15 protein-coding genes and 1 riboswitch are annotated in these 16,480 nt (G+C 70.7%); of the genes, 11 read left to right on the top strand and 4 right to left on the bottom strand.

The window, feature by feature from the left end; all coding sequences use genetic code 11:
* Positions 1–9: 9 nt before the first annotated feature.
* On the top strand, positions 10–1,377 hold the full coding sequence (locus GTY67_RS11245; RefSeq protein WP_093688749.1) for an FAD-linked oxidase C-terminal domain-containing protein: 1,368 nt from the start codon (positions 10–12) through the stop codon (positions 1,375–1,377).
* Positions 1,378–1,399: 22 nt separating this feature from the next.
* On the opposite strand, the gene GTY67_RS11240 is transcribed toward GTY67_RS11245, so the two are convergent.
* Positions 1,400–1,882, bottom strand: coding sequence for an SsgA family sporulation/cell division regulator (locus tag GTY67_RS11240; RefSeq protein WP_093688747.1), 483 nt, complete (start codon positions 1,880–1,882; stop codon positions 1,400–1,402).
* Between the two features lie 248 nt (positions 1,883–2,130).
* Between GTY67_RS11240 and GTY67_RS11235 the strand changes: the two genes are divergently transcribed.
* Entirely contained in the window at positions 2,131–3,798 is a 1,668-nt protein-coding gene (locus GTY67_RS11235) for an RDD family protein (protein ID WP_161278562.1), read from the top strand.
* Positions 3,799–3,910: 112 nt separating this feature from the next.
* Positions 3,911–4,579, top strand: a complete 669-nt coding sequence (locus tag GTY67_RS11230; protein ID WP_161278561.1) for an RDD family protein — start codon at positions 3,911–3,913, stop codon at positions 4,577–4,579.
* Between the two features lie 58 nt (positions 4,580–4,637).
* Here GTY67_RS11230 and GTY67_RS11225 read toward each other — a convergent pair whose 3' ends face one another.
* Positions 4,638–4,964: a hypothetical protein gene (locus GTY67_RS11225; RefSeq protein WP_161278560.1), complete on the bottom strand. Its 327-nt coding sequence runs from the start codon at positions 4,962–4,964 to the stop codon at positions 4,638–4,640.
* A 369-nt stretch (positions 4,965–5,333) separates the two neighbouring features.
* On the opposite strand from GTY67_RS11225, the gene GTY67_RS11220 reads away from it, so the two are divergent.
* Positions 5,334–7,736 carry an immune inhibitor A domain-containing protein gene (locus GTY67_RS11220; RefSeq protein ID WP_093688739.1) on the top strand — a complete coding sequence of 801 codons (2,403 nt, stop codon included), beginning with the start codon at positions 5,334–5,336 and terminating at the stop codon, positions 7,734–7,736.
* 124 nt (positions 7,737–7,860) lie between these two features.
* Positions 7,861–8,265, top strand: coding sequence for a hypothetical protein (locus GTY67_RS11215; protein ID WP_093688738.1), 405 nt, complete (start codon positions 7,861–7,863; stop codon positions 8,263–8,265).
* A gap of 14 nt (positions 8,266–8,279) precedes the next feature.
* On the opposite strand, the gene GTY67_RS11210 is transcribed toward GTY67_RS11215, so the two are convergent.
* Both GTY67_RS11210 and GTY67_RS11205 read right to left on the bottom strand, forming a co-directional pair.
* Positions 8,280–8,876 carry an isochorismatase family protein gene (locus GTY67_RS11210; RefSeq protein ID WP_093688735.1) on the bottom strand — a complete coding sequence of 199 codons (597 nt, stop codon included), beginning with the start codon at positions 8,874–8,876 and terminating at the stop codon, positions 8,280–8,282.
* 293 nt (positions 8,877–9,169) lie between these two features.
* Positions 9,170–10,498 carry a nicotinate phosphoribosyltransferase gene (locus tag GTY67_RS11205; protein WP_161278559.1) on the bottom strand — a complete coding sequence of 443 codons (1,329 nt, stop codon included), beginning with the start codon at positions 10,496–10,498 and terminating at the stop codon, positions 9,170–9,172.
* Positions 10,499–10,577: 79 nt separating this feature from the next.
* Here GTY67_RS11205 and clpS point away from each other — a divergent pair, with 79 nt between their 5' ends.
* The 6 genes from clpS (at position 10,578) to GTY67_RS11175 (ending at position 16,451) form a co-directional block, all read left to right on the top strand.
* Positions 10,578–10,895 (top strand): ATP-dependent Clp protease adapter ClpS, encoded by a 318-nt coding sequence (gene clpS, locus GTY67_RS11200; RefSeq protein WP_030567742.1) that lies wholly within the window; start codon positions 10,578–10,580, stop codon positions 10,893–10,895.
* Between the two features lie 54 nt (positions 10,896–10,949).
* Entirely contained in the window at positions 10,950–11,564 is a 615-nt protein-coding gene (locus GTY67_RS11195) for a DUF2017 domain-containing protein (RefSeq protein ID WP_093688731.1), read from the top strand.
* Positions 11,565–11,893: 329 nt separating this feature from the next.
* Positions 11,894–13,339 (top strand): amino acid permease, encoded by a 1,446-nt coding sequence (locus GTY67_RS11190; RefSeq protein WP_093688729.1) that lies wholly within the window; start codon positions 11,894–11,896, stop codon positions 13,337–13,339.
* Between the two features lie 397 nt (positions 13,340–13,736).
* Entirely contained in the window at positions 13,737–14,159 is a 423-nt protein-coding gene (locus GTY67_RS11185; RefSeq protein WP_093688727.1) for a M67 family metallopeptidase, read from the top strand.
* Between the two features lie 74 nt (positions 14,160–14,233).
* Positions 14,234–14,353: riboswitch (cobalamin riboswitch) on the top strand.
* 59 nt (positions 14,354–14,412) lie between these two features.
* Complete coding sequence (locus GTY67_RS11180; RefSeq protein ID WP_161278558.1) at positions 14,413–15,414, top strand: ABC transporter substrate-binding protein; 1,002 nt, start codon at positions 14,413–14,415, stop codon at positions 15,412–15,414.
* Complete coding sequence (locus GTY67_RS11175; protein WP_161278557.1) at positions 15,411–16,451, top strand: iron ABC transporter permease; 1,041 nt, start codon at positions 15,411–15,413, stop codon at positions 16,449–16,451. The genes GTY67_RS11180 and GTY67_RS11175 overlap by 4 nt, the downstream gene beginning before the upstream one ends.
* Positions 16,452–16,480 lie beyond the last annotated feature (29 nt).

Here is a 16,480-nt window from a genome sequence, read left to right as displayed (position 1 = left end):
GCTGGAACCATGAGCGATCTTCTCGAACGCCTGCGCACCGGGCTCCCCGCCGAGGCCCTGATCACCGATCCGGACGTCACCGCGTCCTACGCCCACGACATGGCGAGCTTCTGCGCGGCAGGCACCCCGGCCGTCGTCGTGCTCCCGCGCACGGTCGAGCAGGTCCAGCACGTCATGCGCACCGCCACCGAACTGCGCGTCCCGGTCGTCCCGCAGGGCGCCCGCACCGGCCTGTCCGGCGCGGCCAACGCCTCGGACGGCTGCATCGTGCTCTCCCTGGTGCGGATGGACCGGATCCTGGAGATCAGCCCGGTCGACCGGATCGCCGTCGTGGAGCCGGGCGTCATCAACGCGGTGCTGTCACGCGCGGTGAACGAACACGGCCTCTACTACCCGCCGGACCCCTCCAGCTGGGAGACGTGCACCATCGGCGGCAACATCGGCACGGCCTCCGGCGGCCTGTGCTGTGTGAAGTACGGGGTCACCGCCGAGTACGTCCTCGGTCTGGACGTCGTCCTCGCCGACGGGCGGCTCCTGACCACCGGCCGACGTACGGCGAAAGGCGTCGCCGGGTACGACCTCACCCGGCTCTTCGTCGGCTCCGAGGGCAGCCTCGGGATCGTCGTCAAGGCCGTCCTCGCGCTCAGACCGCAGCCGCCGCAGCAGCTCGTCCTCGCCGCCGAGTTCCCCTCGGCAGCCGCCGCCTGTGACGCTGTGTGCCGGATCATGGAGCGCGGTCACACGCCGTCACTCCTCGAACTGATGGACCGGACGACCGTGCGTGCCGTCAACAAGCTGGCCTCCATGGGGCTGCCCGAGACCACCGAGGCGCTCCTCCTCTGCGCCTTCGACACCCCGGACCCGGCGGCCGACCTCGCCGCTGTCGGGGCGCTCTGCACGGCTGCGGGGGCCACCGAAGTGGTCCCGGCGGATAACCCGGCCGAGTCCGAACTCCTCCTCCAGGCCCGCCGGATGTCGCTCACCGCGCTGGAGGCAGTCAAGTCCGCCACGATGATCGACGACGTCTGCGTACCGCGCTCCCGGCTCGGCGAGATGCTCGCGGGCACGGCGGCCATCGCCGAGCGGTACGGCCTCACCATCGGCGTCTGCTCCCACGCGGGCGACGGCAACACCCACCCCGTCGTCTGCTTCGACCACACCGACCCCGACGAGTCCCGCCGGGCCCGCGAGTCCTTCGACGCGATCATGGCGCTCGGTCTGGAGCTGGGCGGGACCATCACCGGCGAACACGGCGTCGGCGTCCTCAAGAAGGAGTGGCTCGCCCGCGAACTGGGCGAGACCGGTATCGAGTTGCAGCGCGGTATCAAGGCCGCCTTCGACCCGCTCGGCCTCCTCAACCCCGGCAAGCTCTTCTGACACCCGCCCTTTACGGGGGCCCTCACGCCTCACCGTCCTGGGACGGCGACTCGTCCGCCGACCACGGGTCGCTCAGCCACAGGTCGTCCGCAGGCAGCGGGGCCAGCAGCTCCGCCAGCGCCTCGTCGATCCCGAGCCGGTCGCTCTCCGTGCCCGGCGGCACCGCGCGCAGCGTGCGCTCCACCCAGGCGGCGACGGCGGCCGAGGGCACCTCCAGGAGGGCGTTGCCGTCGGGGGAGGTGAGGGCCACGCAGATCACGCTGCGGTTGTCGATCTTCGTCGGCCAGATCCGCACGTCCCCGTGCCCGCACGGCCGGAACACCCCTTCCACCAGCAGCTCCCGGGCGAACGTCCAGTGCACGGGCGACTCGGAGCCGATGTGGAAGGCGATGTGCACGGCGTACGGGTCGTCGGTGCGGTACGTCAGCCGGGCGGGGACCGGGATGGACCGCTCGGGGGACAGGACGAGCTTCAGCTCCAGCTCACGTTCCACGATGCTCATCATGAGAATGCACGACCTTCCGGTGCTCATGGGCCGGTCCCGCTGACCGTCCCGCACAAGGAGAGAGCGCCCTCCCCGCCACCTATTACGCGACTTCTCAAAAAAACTTCGATCCGTCGCGAAAGTGGTCCCAAACAGGCGGACCGGCCCGGGGATACGTGGCGGTCTGATAGATGTGGACCCTTGTATTGAGGCCGTCCGCCCGCACTCCGGGGACGGCCTGAGGCCTCGAAGAGATACGGGACCCGCTGATGAGCGCGCCAACTCCGGCACCCGGTGACGACAGCCCACGTGAGGGCTACTACCCCGACCCCTCCATCCCCGGTTACGTCCGGTACTGGAACGGCGCGTCCTGGGTCCCGGGTACGAGCCGGCCCGCGCCCCAGCAGGCCGCGCCGGTGGAGGAGACCGGGCCGATCTTCTTCGACGAGGAGGAGGGGATCGCGGACGGCCCGGGTGGCTCGAACACGTCGGGCGGGTCCGCCGGCGCCGACCGCCGGGAGGCCGGGGCCTCGTCCGAGGCCGGGTCCGTCTGGCAGGCGGACTCCGCGCGCCAGACCGGCTTCGGCGGCGAGCGGGACCACCGGGTCTCCTGGGGCGGCGGCCCGGCACCGGAGCCCGCCGCGCCCCCGGCCGACCCGCGGGCACCCCTCGCGCAGGACCCGACCCGCGGTGCGCTGCCGGGGATGCGGGACAGCGGGAGCGACGGCGGGGCCGCTGCGGAGGCCGGGGCGCGCCCGCCGACGGAGGGCACGGTCACGATCCGCGCGACGGGCCCGCAGCCCGGCGCCGCACAGCCGAACGCCCCGCACCTCGACCCCGTACAGCCGAATGCGGTACGGGGAGGCGCCCCGCACCCCGACCTCGTACAGCCGAATGCGGTACGGGGGAGCGCCCCGCAGTCCGACCTCGTACAGCCGAATGCGGTACGGGGAGGCGCCCCGCACCCCGACCTCGTACAGCCGAGTGCGGTACGGGGGAGCGCCCCGCAGTCCGACCTCGTACAGCCGAATGCCGTACGGGGAAGCGCCCCGCGCCCCGACCCCGTACAGCCGAACGCCGGTACGCCGCAGGGGCCGCAGGCGCTTCCGGCCGCCACCGCTCAGCCCCTTCCGGTGCAGGCCCCCGCCCCCGCACCTCAGGAGGCGCGGCAGGGACCGGTCCAGGCCCCCGCGCCCGCCCCTGTCGCCCCCACGCCGCTCACCCCGGGCCCCGGTGGCGGTTCGGCGTCCTGGGCGCAGCAGGTCCACCAACTGGCCCAGCCCGAACCGCAGCAGCAGCTCCAGCAGGCGCCTCAGCCGACGCCCCACCCCCTGCCCCACCAGCAACAGCAGCCCCCCTTCGCGCAGTCCGGGGCGGCGGCGGACCAGCCCGTCGTGCCCTGGAAGCCCCCGGCGGCCGACGACCCCTTCCAGCAGCTCGTCCGCTCCCAGGCGGCGGCCCGGCCCGCCGGGCTCGGCAAGCGGTTCGCCGCCCGGCTGGTCGACAACCTGGTGCTCGGCGCGGTCGTCGGCGCGGTCGCCATCCCCCTGGGCACCCAGGCGATGGACCACATCGACCGGAAGATCACCGCGGCGAAGCAGACCGGCGAGACCGTCACCGTCTGGCTGCTGGACTCCACCACCGGGACGCTGCTCGGGGCCCTGCTCGCGGCCTTCCTCGTCCTCGGCTTCCTCCTGGAGGCGCTGCCCACCGCCAAGTGGGGCCGCACGCTGGGCAAGAAGCTGTTCGGCCTCGACGTACGGGACATCGAGTCCCATGACGCGCCCACGCTGGGTGCGGCCCTGCGCCGCTGGCTCGTCTACGGGGTGCTGGGGCTCCTGGTCATCGGCGTGGTCAATGTGCTCTGGTGCCTGGTCGACCGGCCCTGGCGCCAGTGCTGGCACGACAAGGCGGCCCGCACGTTCGTGGCGGGCTGAGCGGATGAGCGGGCGGCCTGCGGAGGCCCGCCGTAGACTCGTATGCCGCCCCGCGTCCCCCGAACGCACCTGAGCCGTTGCGGGCCCCGGTGGCACGGGATGCACTGCCCCCATGAGCAACGACCAGCCGACGCCCGGCCAGCCGCCCGAGGACGACGATCCGTTCGTCAAGAAGCCGCAGGAGCCCCCGCCGCCGTCGGACGGTCAGCCGCCGTACGGCCGGCCGCCCTACGGGAGCGCGCCGCCCCCTCCGCCGCCCCCGCCGAACGACCCGTACGGCGGCAGCGGGGGTTTCGGGGCGCCGGACCCCCTGGCCGGGATGCCGCCGCTGGCCGAGCCGGGCAAGCGGATCCTGGCCCGGCTGATCGACTTCCTCATCATCTCGATCCCGCTCTATCTGATCTCGTTGCCGTGGGGCGGGGCGATCGATGTCGACGGGGACGGTGACAACGGGTTCGACGGCGCCTACAGCGGCCACCAGTTCCTGTGGTCGCTGATCGGCCTGGTCGTCTACGTCGCGTACGACACGTACTTCACGCACAAGGACGGCCGGACCCTGGGCAAGCGGCTGCTGAAGCTGCGCGTGGCCATGCTCAACGACGGCCGGGTGCCCGACACCGGCGCGGCGCTGATGCGGGCCGTCGTCCTGTGGGCCCCGGCGCTGCTGTGCTGCCCGTGCCTGTGGTGGCTGATCAACATCGTGCTGATGTTCACGGACAAGCCCTACCGGCAGGCGCTCCAGGACAAGGCGGCCAAGACCGTGGTGGTCGTGGCCAGGTAGGCAGGCCGACAGCCGGGCGGGCACGTCGTCCCGTCCGGCTGCCGAAGGCGCGGATCGCTCAGCGGCGCAGCGAGTGCTGCCGGTTCGCCTGCTGGGACGAGCGGGCGGCCGGCACCCGCTCCCGGGCTCCCAGGGAGTCCAGGACGCGGTGCGTACGGGCGGCGGAGGCGTGGGCGGTGTGGTGCGGGTGCGCCGTCCGGGCCGGGGCGGTCTGCCGGGGCTGGGGCAGGCGTACGGCCACGAGCAGGCCGAGCGCGAGCGCGGTGACGGCGGCGAGGCCCACGCCGATCCCGGACTCCGTACCGGAGAGCAGCAGCAGGGCGAGGGTCGTACAGATGACGGTGGCCGAACCGTAGACGAGCTGTGCGGCAGTCGGACGCGGCATGACGGTTTCCGTCCTCGGGACGTCGGATGGGCGAGCGGTCGGCACATGCACGAGTGCCTTCCGACCCTACGACGGTGGATGCCCGACCGGGACCGGTAGTAAGCGTGACCTAACCCACGGTACCGGTGCACAGGGGGCGCACGGAGTCACGCCTCTCACCAACCGGACGGTGCGGCGCGCCCGTTGGCGGGGATCCTGTCCGTATATCGGGAAAGCGCTCCTGCATAGTGCACTTGGTCTGTTCAAGTCAAGGTCTGTCTTTTCTCTCGCAACTCCGATCGAATGTCGTCACTTGTGACGCGTTTACGCGCGCGGCCCTCTCCATACCCCCCTGGCCGCTGCGCGGACGCCCGGGGAGGACTGCATCAAGTGACCAATCAGAGACGGGCGCTTCGCGCCGCTGCTGTTGTCGTGGCCATGGCCGCGACCGCCGCGACGGCGTCGACTTTCGCCACCGCCCAGGCGCATGACACCACGTCAGGTTCCGCCGCTTCCGCCGCCCACCGCCAGGACCCGGCGCCGGCCAAGGGGCATGTGGAGCACAACCTCGAAGGTCCCTTCAGCGAGCAGCAGGCAGCGCAGCGGGAGGCCGCGCTGGAGCAGGTGCTCGCCGGGGACAAGAAGGTGACGGCCAGGAGCGGTTCCAAGGTCGTCAAGCTCGGCGACAAGAAGTACGTGGAGCTCGGCCGGGAGAAGACCGACAAGATCTTCACCATCCTGCTGGAGTTCGGCGACAAGGTCGACGACACCACGATGTTCGACCCGGACGGCGACGGCCCCAAGCCCCCGGTCAAGAAGTACGGCGGCACGCCCGGCCCGGCGCACAACCAGATCGCCAAGCCGGACCCGAAGAAGGACAACAGCACCGCCTGGAAGGCCGATTACAACCGGGCGCACTTCGAGAAGCTGTACTTCGGCGAGGGCAAGGACGTCCACTCGCTCAAGACCTACTACGAGAAGACCTCCTCGGGCCGCTACTCGGTCGACGGCGCGGTCTCCGACTGGGTGAAGGTCGACTACAACGAGGCCCGTTACGGCTCCAACTACTGCGGCCAGTCCAACTGCGCCAACGTGTGGGACGCGGTCCGCGACGGCGTCAACGCCTGGGTCGCCGACCAGAAGGCCAAGGGCCGCACGGACGCGCAGATCAAGGCGGACCTGGCCGAGTACGACCAGTGGGACCGCTACGACTACGACGGCGACGGCGACTTCAACGAGCCGGACGGCTACATCGACCACTTCCAGATCGTCCACGCGGGCGAGGACGAGTCGGCCGGCGGCGGCGCGCAGGGCGGCGACGCCATCTGGGCGCACCGCTGGTACGCGTACGGCACCAACGCGGGCCTGACCGGCCCGGCCGAGAACAAGGCCGGCGGCGCGCAGATCGGTGACACCGGCATCTGGGTCGGCGACTACACCGTCCAGCCCGAGAACGGCGGCCTGGGCGTCTTCGCCCACGAGTACGCCCACGACCTCGGTCTGCCGGACCTGTACGACACCTCCGGCGGCGGCGAGAACTCGGTCGGCTTCTGGTCCCTGATGTCGGCGGGCTCCTGGCTCGGCACCGGCAAGGGCGAGATCGGCAACCTGCCGGGCGACATGACCTCGTGGGACAAGCTCCAGCTCGGCTGGCTGGACTACGACACGGCCAAGGCGGGCAAGACCTCGCTGCACAAGCTGGGCGTCTCGGAGTACAACACCAAGGACCCGCAGGCGCTCGTCGTCGAACTGCCGGCCAAGTCGGTGACCACCACGGTCGTCAAGCCCGCGCAGGGCACCAAGCAGTGGTGGAGCGACCAGGGCGACAACCTGTCGAACACCCTGACCCGTTCGGTCGACCTGACCGGCAAGTCCTCGGCGAAGCTGGACCTTTCGGGCTGGTACGACATCGAGGCCGACTACGACTTCCTCTACACCGAGGTGTCGGACAACGGCGGCACGAGCTGGACCGCACTCGACGGCACCGCCGACGGCCAGGCCATCCCGCGCGACGCCAGCGACAAGCCGGCCCTGACCGACGTCTCGGGCGCGTACAAGAAGCTCTCCTTCCCGCTGGACGCCTACGCGGGCAAGAAGATCGACCTCCGCTTCCGCTACCAGACCGACGGCGGCGCGGGCGGCAAGGGCTTCGCGGCCGACGAGATCACCATCACGGCCGACGGTGCCGTCCTCTTCTCGGACAACGCCGAGGGCGACGACAACGGCTGGTCGGCCAAGGGCTTCTCGCGGATCGGCGAGTCGTTCGCGAAGGACTACCCGCAGTACTACATCGCGGAGAACCGCCAGTACGTGTCGTACGACGAGACCCTCAAGGTCGGCCCGTACAACTTCGGTTTCGCCACCACCCGTCCGAGCTGGGTGGAGCACTACGCGTACCAGACCGGTCTGCTCGTCTGGCTCTGGGACACCTCCCAGAAGGACAACAACACCTCGGTCCACCCGGGCCAGGGTCTGATCCTGCCGGTCGACTCGCACGCCAAGCCGCTCAAGTGGAAGGACGGCACGGTCGTACGCAACAAGATCCAGCCGTTCGACGCCCCGTTCAGCTGGTACCCGAACAAGGGCTTCACGCTCCACAACGCGGACGTGCCGCTGAAGATCCAGCCCTCGCCGGGCAACCCGGTCTTCGACGACCGCAAGGGCACCTACTGGTACAAGGAGAACCCCACGGGCAGTGTCAAGGTTTCTGACACCAACACCCGCATCTCCATCGTCCTGGAGCCGCTCAACGGCTCCTCGATGACCGTGCTGGTCAGCCCCTCGGGCCGATAATTTCGTAAAACCCCAGGTCAGAGCATGATCGGCCGTCGCCCTCTAGCGGGCGGCGGCCGATCGTGTTTAGGTGCGTCTTGTTCACATCCTTATTGACACGACGTCTCACGGGGGAGTGCGATCCATGGCAGGCGGAGGTTTCTGCAGGTTGCCGAACGGCACGGTGGTGGTGGCCCTCACCCTCACCAGACCGACGGAGGGCATGGCCCACCGCGCCGCTACGGGGGCGGGCCCAGGGGCCCCGGTACGGGTGCTGGTCCACGCGGCGAACCGGGCGCGCGCCCTGACCAGGCTGCGCAATCTGGGGCTGCGGGCGGTGTACCTGCGCGGCAACGACCGGCCGCCCACGCCGGACGAGGTCACGGCGGTGCTGCACCACCCGGACGGCCTGCTGTGGCGGGCGGCGCCCGAGGCGGGCCCGGCCACGCAGCCGGCGCTGGCGCTCCAGACCTGCCAGGAGCTGTGGCACCCGATCAGGGCCCTGCTGGGTCCGGCGGGCCACGCCGGACCGGCCCGCCCGGCGGCGTGAGGCTCCGCGGGCGGCTACAGGGCCTCGGCGACGACCGGCATGCCGGAGAGCTTGACGCCCGCCGTCCGGAGCTCGTCCAGGGCCTTCTCGGTGGTCGCGGGCGAGACCCCGGCGGTCAGGTCCAGCAGCACATGGGTGACGAAGCCCTCACGGGCCGCGTCCAGGGCGGTGGCCCGTACGCAGTGGTCGGTGGCGATACCGACCACGTCGACCTCGGTCACCGACCGGTCGCGCAGCCACTGTGCGAGGCCGGTCCCGTTCTCGTCGGTGCCCTCGAACCCGCTGTACGCGGCCGAGTAGGCGCCCTTGTCGAAGACGGTGTCGATGGCCCCGGAGGCGACGGCGGGCGCGAAGTTCGGGTGGAACCCGACGCCCTCGGTCCCGGCGACACAGTGCACCGGCCAGGAGTCCACGAAGTCCGGGGTCTCGGAGAAGTGGCCCCCGGGGTCGACATGGTGGTCCCGGGTGGCCACCACGTGCCGGTAGCCGGGCTGGGCCTCACCGATGAGATCGGTGATGGCGGCGGCGACATCGGCACCACCCGCCACCGCGAGGCTGCCGCCCTCGCAGAAGTCGTTCTGAACGTCCACGACGATCAATGCGCGGTGCATGGCGGGTGTCCTTAGGTGGGGAGAGAGCGGAGATGTTCAACGTTCACGGGGATGCCAACGAGCGTAGAGACTAGGGCCTGACAATCAACCCCTACCCAAACTCCAGCCCGTGGGGAGCTTGAGGACGGAACCGCCGGGGCGGGGCCCCCGCGCCTGCTGGGCCGCCCGGGCCGCTCGGGCCGTCCGGCGTTTGAGGACGGAACCCTCGGGGTGGAGGCCCCGCGCCTGCTGGGGCCCACCCCAGCCCGTCCGGCGCTTGAGGACGAAGCGGCCCGGCCGGACGCCCCCGGCCCTCACACGTACTCCGTCCCCAGCACCGGCTCGCCCCGCGACAACTGCATCGCCGACATCGGCAACCCGGTCCGAGCCGCGACATGCCGCTCCCGAGCCGCCTCCAGCGGCTCCCGCGCGACCACGGCCCCATCCCGCACCAGCTCCACCAGCAGCTCCCGCCCCGCCAGCTCCTCCGGCACCGCCCCGGTCCCGATCACCTCGGCCTCGGCCACGCCGCCCTCGTCGACCCGGCGCGCCGCCCACTTGCGACCACCCACCGACGACTTCGCGCCCAGCGACTTCTTGGCCACCGGCACCAGCGGAGCATCCGCGCCCGCAGCGCCCGCCCGGGCCACCAGCTTGTAGACCATCGAACACGTAGGGTGCCCGCTCCCGGTGACCAGCTGCGTGCCGACCCCGTACGCATCCACCGGCGCGGCCGCCAGCGAGGCGATCGCGTACTCGTCCAGGTCCGAGGTCACCACGATCTTCGTGCCCGTCGCCCCCAGCTCGTCCAGCTGCTGCCGCACCCGGTGCGCGACCAGCAGCAGGTCCCCGGAGTCGATCCGTACGGCACCCAGCTCGGGCCCGGCGATCTCCACCGCCGCCCGCACCGCCTCGGCCACGTCGTACGTGTCCACCAGCAGCGTCGTGCCCCGCCCCAGCGAGTCCACCTGCGCCCGGAACGCGTCCCGCTCAGTGTCGTGCAGCAGGGTGAAGGCGTGCGCGCTGGTGCCCACGGTCGGAATCCCGTACCGGAACCCGGCCGCCAGGTCGGAGGTCGCGTCGAACCCGCCGACGTACGCCGCACGCGCCGAGGCAACCGCCGACAGCTCGTGCGTCCGCCGCGCCCCCATCTCGATCAGCCGGCGCCCCCCGGCCGCTGCCGACATCCGCGAGGCGGCGGCCGCGATCGCGGAGTCGTGGTTGAGGATCGAGAGGATCACCGTCTCCAGCAGCACGCACTCGGCGAAGGAGCCCTCCACCCGCAGGATCGGCGAGCCCGGGAAGTACACCTCGCCCTCCGGGTAGCCCCAGATGTCGCCGCTGAAGCGGTAGCCCGCCAGCCATTCGAGGGTCGGCTCGTCCACGATGTCCTGCTGGCGCAGGAAGCCGATCATCTCGTCGTCGAAGTGGAAGTTCTCCACCGCGTCCAGCACCCGCCCGGTGCCCGCGACGACCCCGTACCGCCGCCCCTCGGGCAGTCGGCGGGTGAACGCCTCGAAGACGGAGTGCCGGCCGGCGGTGCCCGCCTTGAGGGCCGCCTGCACCATGGTCAGCTCGTACTGGTCGGTGAAGAGCGCGGTCGACGGAACGCCGACCCGTCGCCCGAGGTCCGCTGAGTTCATGGCTGGGATGCTACCCCCTATTCGTCAAAGTGACGAGATGTGGGGTCCGTTTGTGCGCGGGGACCGCCCGAGTGGCAGCATGGGACAGGTGAGCGTTGCTACCCCTGTAGAGATCGAACGTCCTGATTCGGCCGAGGAGACCTTCGCGGTCCCCGAGCCGGACGTCCCGTGGGTGACGCTCGTCCACAACGACCCGGTCAACCTCATGAGCTATGTGACCTATGTCTTCCAGGCCTACTTCGGCTACTCCAAGGACAAGGCGCACAAGCTCATGCTGGACGTGCACCAGAAGGGCCGCGCCGTCGTCTCCAGCGGGAGCCGCGAGGAGATGGAGCGCGACGTCCAGGCCATGCACGGTTACGGGCTGTGGGCCACCCTCACCCAGGACCGCAACTAGCGGCACCGCCGCCGTACGCACCCCTGCCCCGTTCGACCCACCATCGGAGAATCCATGGCCGGCCATTTCGAGGCCACCCCGGGCGGCGGCGCGGCCGTCGCACTCGACGAGGTCGAGATCTCGATCCTGCGCTCCCTCGCCGTGCAGCTGCTCGAACTGATCGGCCCGGGCGACACCCCCGCCGACGGCGAGGACCCGCTCGCCGCACTCTTCGCCGAGGGCCCCAGCAAGCCGCCGTCCGACCCGGCCCTGGCCCGGCTCTTCCCCGACGCGTACGGGGGACCCGACGAGCTCACCGAGAGCGACGGCAAGTCGGAGGAGGAGCTGCGGGAGCTGTCCGCCGAGTTCCGCCGCTTCACCGAGACCGACCTGCGCTCCCGCAAGCGCGAGGACGCCCTCGCCGTCGTCCGGACGCTGGACGCGCTCTCGCCCGCCGACGGCGGCGGAGCCGTACTCACCCTCACCGCCGACGAGTGCCGCTCCTGGCTCGGCTCGCTCAACGACCTGCGGCTCACCATCGGCACCCGGCTGGAGGTCTCCGACGAGGACGAGGGCGAGGACGGGTCGCTCTACCGGCTCCCCGACAGCGACCCGCGCAAGCCGATGGTGATGGCCTATCTCTGGCTCGGCGCACTTCAGGAAACGCTCGTCGAAACACTGATGCCGTAATCGGCGGAAAAGGTGCCGCCCTCCGGGCGCGCCCCCTTCGCTCAACGGACGCTCAGATCCGGGTAACGATCCCCCCAAGTCATAGGCGGCATTCGCTCCGGATGGAGTTTCTTGTCCCCTTTTGCCTGTGGGATGCGCCACAGAATGTCCCGTGGTGTCCTGTGACGGCCGTGATAAATCTTCACGATCGCCCGGGGACGCCACCCCTGTTCCCGGGGTCGCCACAAGTCGGCCGAACGCCGGTGGCACTCCAATCCATATCCGGGGGGATCAGGACCTGATCCGCAGCCTTGACGGCGCGGATCGGCGTGGAGAAAGGCGCACCACACATGACATCGGCACAGGTCGACGAGGGACAGGCCGACCACGGAAGGCCCGGAGCGGAATCCGGGGAGGCCGAGACCGGTGGCGAGGGGTACCAGCGAGGTCTGGGAGCCCGTCAGATCCAGATGATCGCCATCGGCGGAGCCATCGGGACCGGGCTCTTCCTGGGCGCGGGCAAAGCGATCGACCGGGCCGGACCCAGCCTCATCCTGGCCTACGTCCTCGCGGGCCTGGTCATCTTCTTCATCATGCGGGCCCTGGGCGAACTGCTCATGTACCGCCCGGTCTCCGGCTCCTTCTCGGAGTACGCCCGCGAATTCATCGGGCCCTTCTTCGGATTCGTGACCGGCTGGACGTACTGGCTGTTCTGGGTCGTCACCGGAATCACCGAAGTCACCGCCGCCGCCACCTATATGACGTACTGGTGGGACATTCCGCAGTGGCTGTCCGCACTCGTCTTCACCGTCATCCTGTACGGCGCCAATCTGATCTCCGTGAAGCTCTTCGGTGAGCTGGAGTTCTGGTTCTCGATGGTCAAGGTCACCGCGATCGTCGGCATGATCCTCATCTGCGCCGGCGTGCTGACGCTCGGCTTCTCCGACGCCGGTGACACCGCGACCGTCTCCAATCTCTGGAACGACGGCGGGTTCTTCCCGAACGGCATCGGCGGCATGCTGATGACGCTCCAGATCGTCATGTTCGCCTTCCTCGCCGTGGAACTCGTCGGCGTCACCGCCGGGGAGTCCAAGGACCCCAAGACCGTGCTGCCCAAGGCCATCAACACCGTGCCGTGGCGCATCGCCGTCTTCTACGTCGGTGCCCTGATCATGATCCTGTCGGTCGTGCCGTGGTCCACCTTCAAGCCGGGCGTCTCGCCGTTCGTGAAGGCCTTCGAGGAGATGGGGCTCGGCATCGGCGCCGCCATCGTCAACTTCGTCGTCCTGACCGCGGCGCTCTCCTCCTGCAACTCCGGCATGTACTCCACCGGCCGCATGCTCCGCGACCTGGCCATGAACGGACAGGGCCCGCGCGCCTTCACCAAGCTGACGAAGAACGGCCTGCCGCTCACCGGCACCACCTTCTCCGCCGCCCTGATGCTCGTCGGCGTCTGGATCAACTACCAGTGGCCGGGCGAGGCGTTCAACTACGTCGTCTCCTTCGCGACCATCTCCGGCATGTGGGCCTGGATCATGATCCTGTTCAGCCAGATCCGCTACCGCCGCCTCGCCGACCAGGGGGTGCTCCCGCAGTCCTCGTTCAAGGCCCCGGGCGCCCCGTACACCAGCTGGTTCGCGCTCGCCTTCATCGGCATGGTCATCGTGATGATGGCGATCGACAAGGAGGCCAGGATCTCGCTGTACTGCGCCCCGCTCTGGGCGCTCGTCCTCGGCGTCTCCTACCTGGTGCTCAAGTCGCGCGACCCGGAGAACACCGCCTTCGCCAAGCGCTGACCCAGGCTCCGCCGAGCACCCCACCTGCTTGCGCCGAGTACCGACCCCGAGGGCGGGCCCGATCACTCCGGGCCCTGGACCGGCCCTCCTCCCGGGCGCCCCGGCCACTCCCCTTCCCCCCACGGCCCCGGCGTCCACCATGCGGGCCCTCCCGTACCACCCACCGGTACGCGAGGGCCCGCATGCTCAGACCGACCGGCAATCGGGGGCGGCGTCGCGGGGCTGGGCACGCGCTCCCCCAAGCTCTCGGCTTCGCTCGGGCAGGGAGGGGCCCCTCCGGCGTTGTCGTCAATCACCAACGCTCCGCGTTGACTCGATCCTCCGCCTTGCAGCTGCACGCACCCAGCCCCGCTCCTTCTCCCACCCCCCGACTGCCGGTCGGTCTTATCCTGGCGCCATGCTGACCATCACCCAGGCGCTCCACGACCAGATCGTCGCCCACTCCCGCGCCGACCACCCCGACGAGGCGTGCGGCGTGGTGGCGGGCCCGGTCGGAACGGGGCGCCCCGAGCGCTTCATCCCGATGCTCAACGCCGCCCGCTCGCCCACGTTCTACGAGTTCGACTCCGGCGACCTCCTCAAGCTCTACCGCGAGATGGACGACCGCGACGAGGAGCCCGTGATCATCTACCACTCGCACACGGCGACCGAGGCCTACCCCTCCCGCACCGACGTGACGTACGCGAATGAGCCCGGCGCCCACTACGTCCTCGTCTCCACCGCCGACACCGACGGCGCGGGCCCCTTCCAGTTCCGCTCGTACCGCATCGTGGACGGCGAGATCACCGAGGAAGACGTGCAGGTCGTCGAGGCGTACTGAGCACCCGGGCGGATCGCGGAGCCGCCGCACGGGTCTGGCACACTGCACCCCAGACCCGAACACAAGGCAGCAGGAACCAGGAAGCCGGTGCGAATCCGGCACGGTCCCGCCACTGTGACCGGGCCGCCCTCCCGTACGGACGACTCCCCGTGGACGACCCCGTACCGGAGGGCGGGCCCGGAAGCCAGGAACTGGCCCGCCGCCTTTCACGCATCGACCAGGGGACGCGGAAATCCCCCGGAGAGGCCCCGCCATGTCCCGGCGCACCCCCGCGCTCATAGCCGCCGCCGTGCTGCTCCCGCTCGCCCTCACCGCCTGCTCCACCCCGGAGACCTCCACCGGCGCCCAGGGCAGGCCCGAGGCCTCGGCGAAGAGCGACGGCTTCCCGTACACCGTCACCAACTGCGGTGTCACCACCACGTACAAGGCCCCGCCCAAGCGCGTGGTCACCATGAACCAGCACGTCACCGAGATCATGCTCGAACTGGGCCTGGCCAAGTCCCTCGTCGGCACCGCCTATCTCGACGACAAGGTCCTGCCGAAGTACGCGAAGGACTACGCCTCCGTCCCCGTCATCGCCAAGGAGTACCCCTCCTACGAGCAGGTCCTCGCCACCGACCCGGACTTCGTCTACGGCGGTTACGCCAGCGCGTTCGCGGCAGGCGACGGGCGCGGGCGCGAGGCGCTGAAGAAGTCCGGCATCGAGACCCGGCTCAACACCGAGAGCTGCGCCAAGGCCGACACCCCGATGGAGACCCTTTACGAGGAGATCCGCGAGGTCGGCCGCACCTTCGGCGTCACCGACCGCGCCGAGGCCTGGATCAAGCAGGCGAAGGCCGACAACGCGGCGACCGCCGAGAAGCTCAAGGACCTCAAGCCCCTCCCCGTCTTCGTCTACGACAGCGGCGACAAGATCGCGTTCACCGCGGGCGGCAAGGGCATCGGCAACGAGCTGATCAAGCGCGCCGGCGGCACCAACATCTTCGCCGACCTCGACAAGTCCTTCGGCGACGCCTCCTGGGAGAACGTGGTCGCCCGCAAGCCCGAAGCCATCGTGATCTACGACTACGGCTCCACCACCGTCGAACAGAAGAAGAAGCGCCTCCTCACCGACCCGGCCCTCGCCGACGTCCCCGCCATCAAGAACAAGCGCTTCGCGGTCATGCCGCTCTCCGACGCGGTCCTCGGCGTCCGCGTCCCCGCCGCCGTCGAGAAGCTCGCGGCCCAGCTCCACCCGGCGGCCACCACCCCGTGACCTGCCGCACCCCCGCACCGCGGCGGCTGCTCCGCTACACCCTGGTCGTCGGCGTCCTCGCCGCACTCCTCGCAGCCGCCGTGGTCGCCGCCCTCGCCCTCGGCTCCGTCCGCATCCCGCCCGGCCAGGTCATCGACATCCTGACCGGGCGGGCGGAGGCGAGCCCGTTCCGCACGATCGTCCTGGACGTCCGGCTGCCCCGGGTCATCCTCGGCATCGTCGTCGGCGCCGGACTGGCCGTCATCGGCACGGTCCTCCAGGCCCTTGTACGCAACCAGCTCGCCGACCCGTTCCTCCTCGGCGTCTCCTCCGGGGCCTCCACCGGCGCGGTCCTGGTCATCGTCCTCGGCATCGGCGCGACCCTCGCCACCACCGTCACCATCCCCGCCGCCGCCTTCGCCGGAGCGCTGCTCTCGCTGCTCCTCGTCTACACCCTGGCGCGCGGCGGGGGAGGCCTCACCACCAACCGGCTCGTCCTCGCCGGGGTCGCCGTCTCCTACATCCTCTCCGCCCTCACCAGCCTGATCCTGGTCACCTCCGCCCGCGCCGACCACCTCCAGGAAGTCCTCTACTGGACCCTCGGCGGCCTCGGCGCGGCCCGCTGGGACATGCTCGCGCTCCCGACGGTCACCCTGATCGCCGGTACGGCCGTACTCCTCACGCTGGCCCGGCCCCTCGACCTGCTCCTGGTGGGGGAGGAGGGCGCGACCGTGCTCGGCCTGGACACCGCCCGCTTCCGGGCCGCCGTCTTCGTCCTCGCCTCCCTGATGACCGGGGCGCTCGTCGCGTACAGCGGGGCGATCGGCTTCGTCGGCCTGATGGTCCCGCACATGGCCCGGATGGCGGTCGGCGCCTCGCACCGCGCGCTGCTCCCGGTCGTCGCGCTCGGCGGGGCCGTGTTCCTGGTCCTCGCCGACCTGGCCGCCCGGACGCTCGCGGCCCCGCAGGACATCCCGGTGGGCGTGCTCACGGCGCTGACGGGCGGCCCGTTCTTCCTGTGGATGCTGCGCCGCAGGCCGGAGGGGGCGCCCGCGTGACGACCGTACGCACAGCCGAGGGAGCACCC

The organism is Streptomyces sp. SID8374, from assembly GCF_009865135.1.
In the GTDB taxonomy this organism is placed as follows: domain Bacteria; phylum Actinomycetota; class Actinomycetes; order Streptomycetales; family Streptomycetaceae; genus Streptomyces.
This window is presented reverse-complemented; position numbering and strand designations above follow the sequence as displayed.

Coding starts and splice junctions, on each gene's coding strand:
- GTY67_RS11245 (WP_093688749.1), top strand. CDS start 10: ATGAGCGATCTTCTCGAACGCCTGCGCACCGGGCTCCCCGCCGAGGCC.
- GTY67_RS11230 (WP_161278561.1), top strand. CDS start 3,911: ATGAGCAACGACCAGCCGACGCCCGGCCAGCCGCCCGAGGACGACGAT.
- GTY67_RS11195 (WP_093688731.1), top strand. CDS start 10,950: ATGGCCGGCCATTTCGAGGCCACCCCGGGCGGCGGCGCGGCCGTCGCA.
- GTY67_RS11185 (WP_093688727.1), top strand. CDS start 13,737: ATGCTGACCATCACCCAGGCGCTCCACGACCAGATCGTCGCCCACTCC.
- GTY67_RS11215 (WP_093688738.1), top strand. CDS start 7,861: ATGGCAGGCGGAGGTTTCTGCAGGTTGCCGAACGGCACGGTGGTGGTG.
- GTY67_RS11190 (WP_093688729.1), top strand. CDS start 11,894: ATGACATCGGCACAGGTCGACGAGGGACAGGCCGACCACGGAAGGCCC.
- GTY67_RS11235 (WP_161278562.1), top strand. CDS start 2,131: ATGAGCGCGCCAACTCCGGCACCCGGTGACGACAGCCCACGTGAGGGC.
- clpS (WP_030567742.1), top strand. CDS start 10,578: ATGGGACAGGTGAGCGTTGCTACCCCTGTAGAGATCGAACGTCCTGAT.
- GTY67_RS11205 (WP_161278559.1), bottom strand. CDS start 10,498: ATGAACTCAGCGGACCTCGGGCGACGGGTCGGCGTTCCGTCGACCGCG.
- GTY67_RS11210 (WP_093688735.1), bottom strand. CDS start 8,876: ATGCACCGCGCATTGATCGTCGTGGACGTTCAGAACGACTTCTGCGAG.
- GTY67_RS11225 (WP_161278560.1), bottom strand. CDS start 4,964: ATGCCGCGTCCGACTGCCGCACAGCTCGTCTACGGTTCGGCCACCGTC.
- GTY67_RS11180 (WP_161278558.1), top strand. CDS start 14,413: ATGTCCCGGCGCACCCCCGCGCTCATAGCCGCCGCCGTGCTGCTCCCG.
- GTY67_RS11240 (WP_093688747.1), bottom strand. CDS start 1,882: ATGATGAGCATCGTGGAACGTGAGCTGGAGCTGAAGCTCGTCCTGTCC.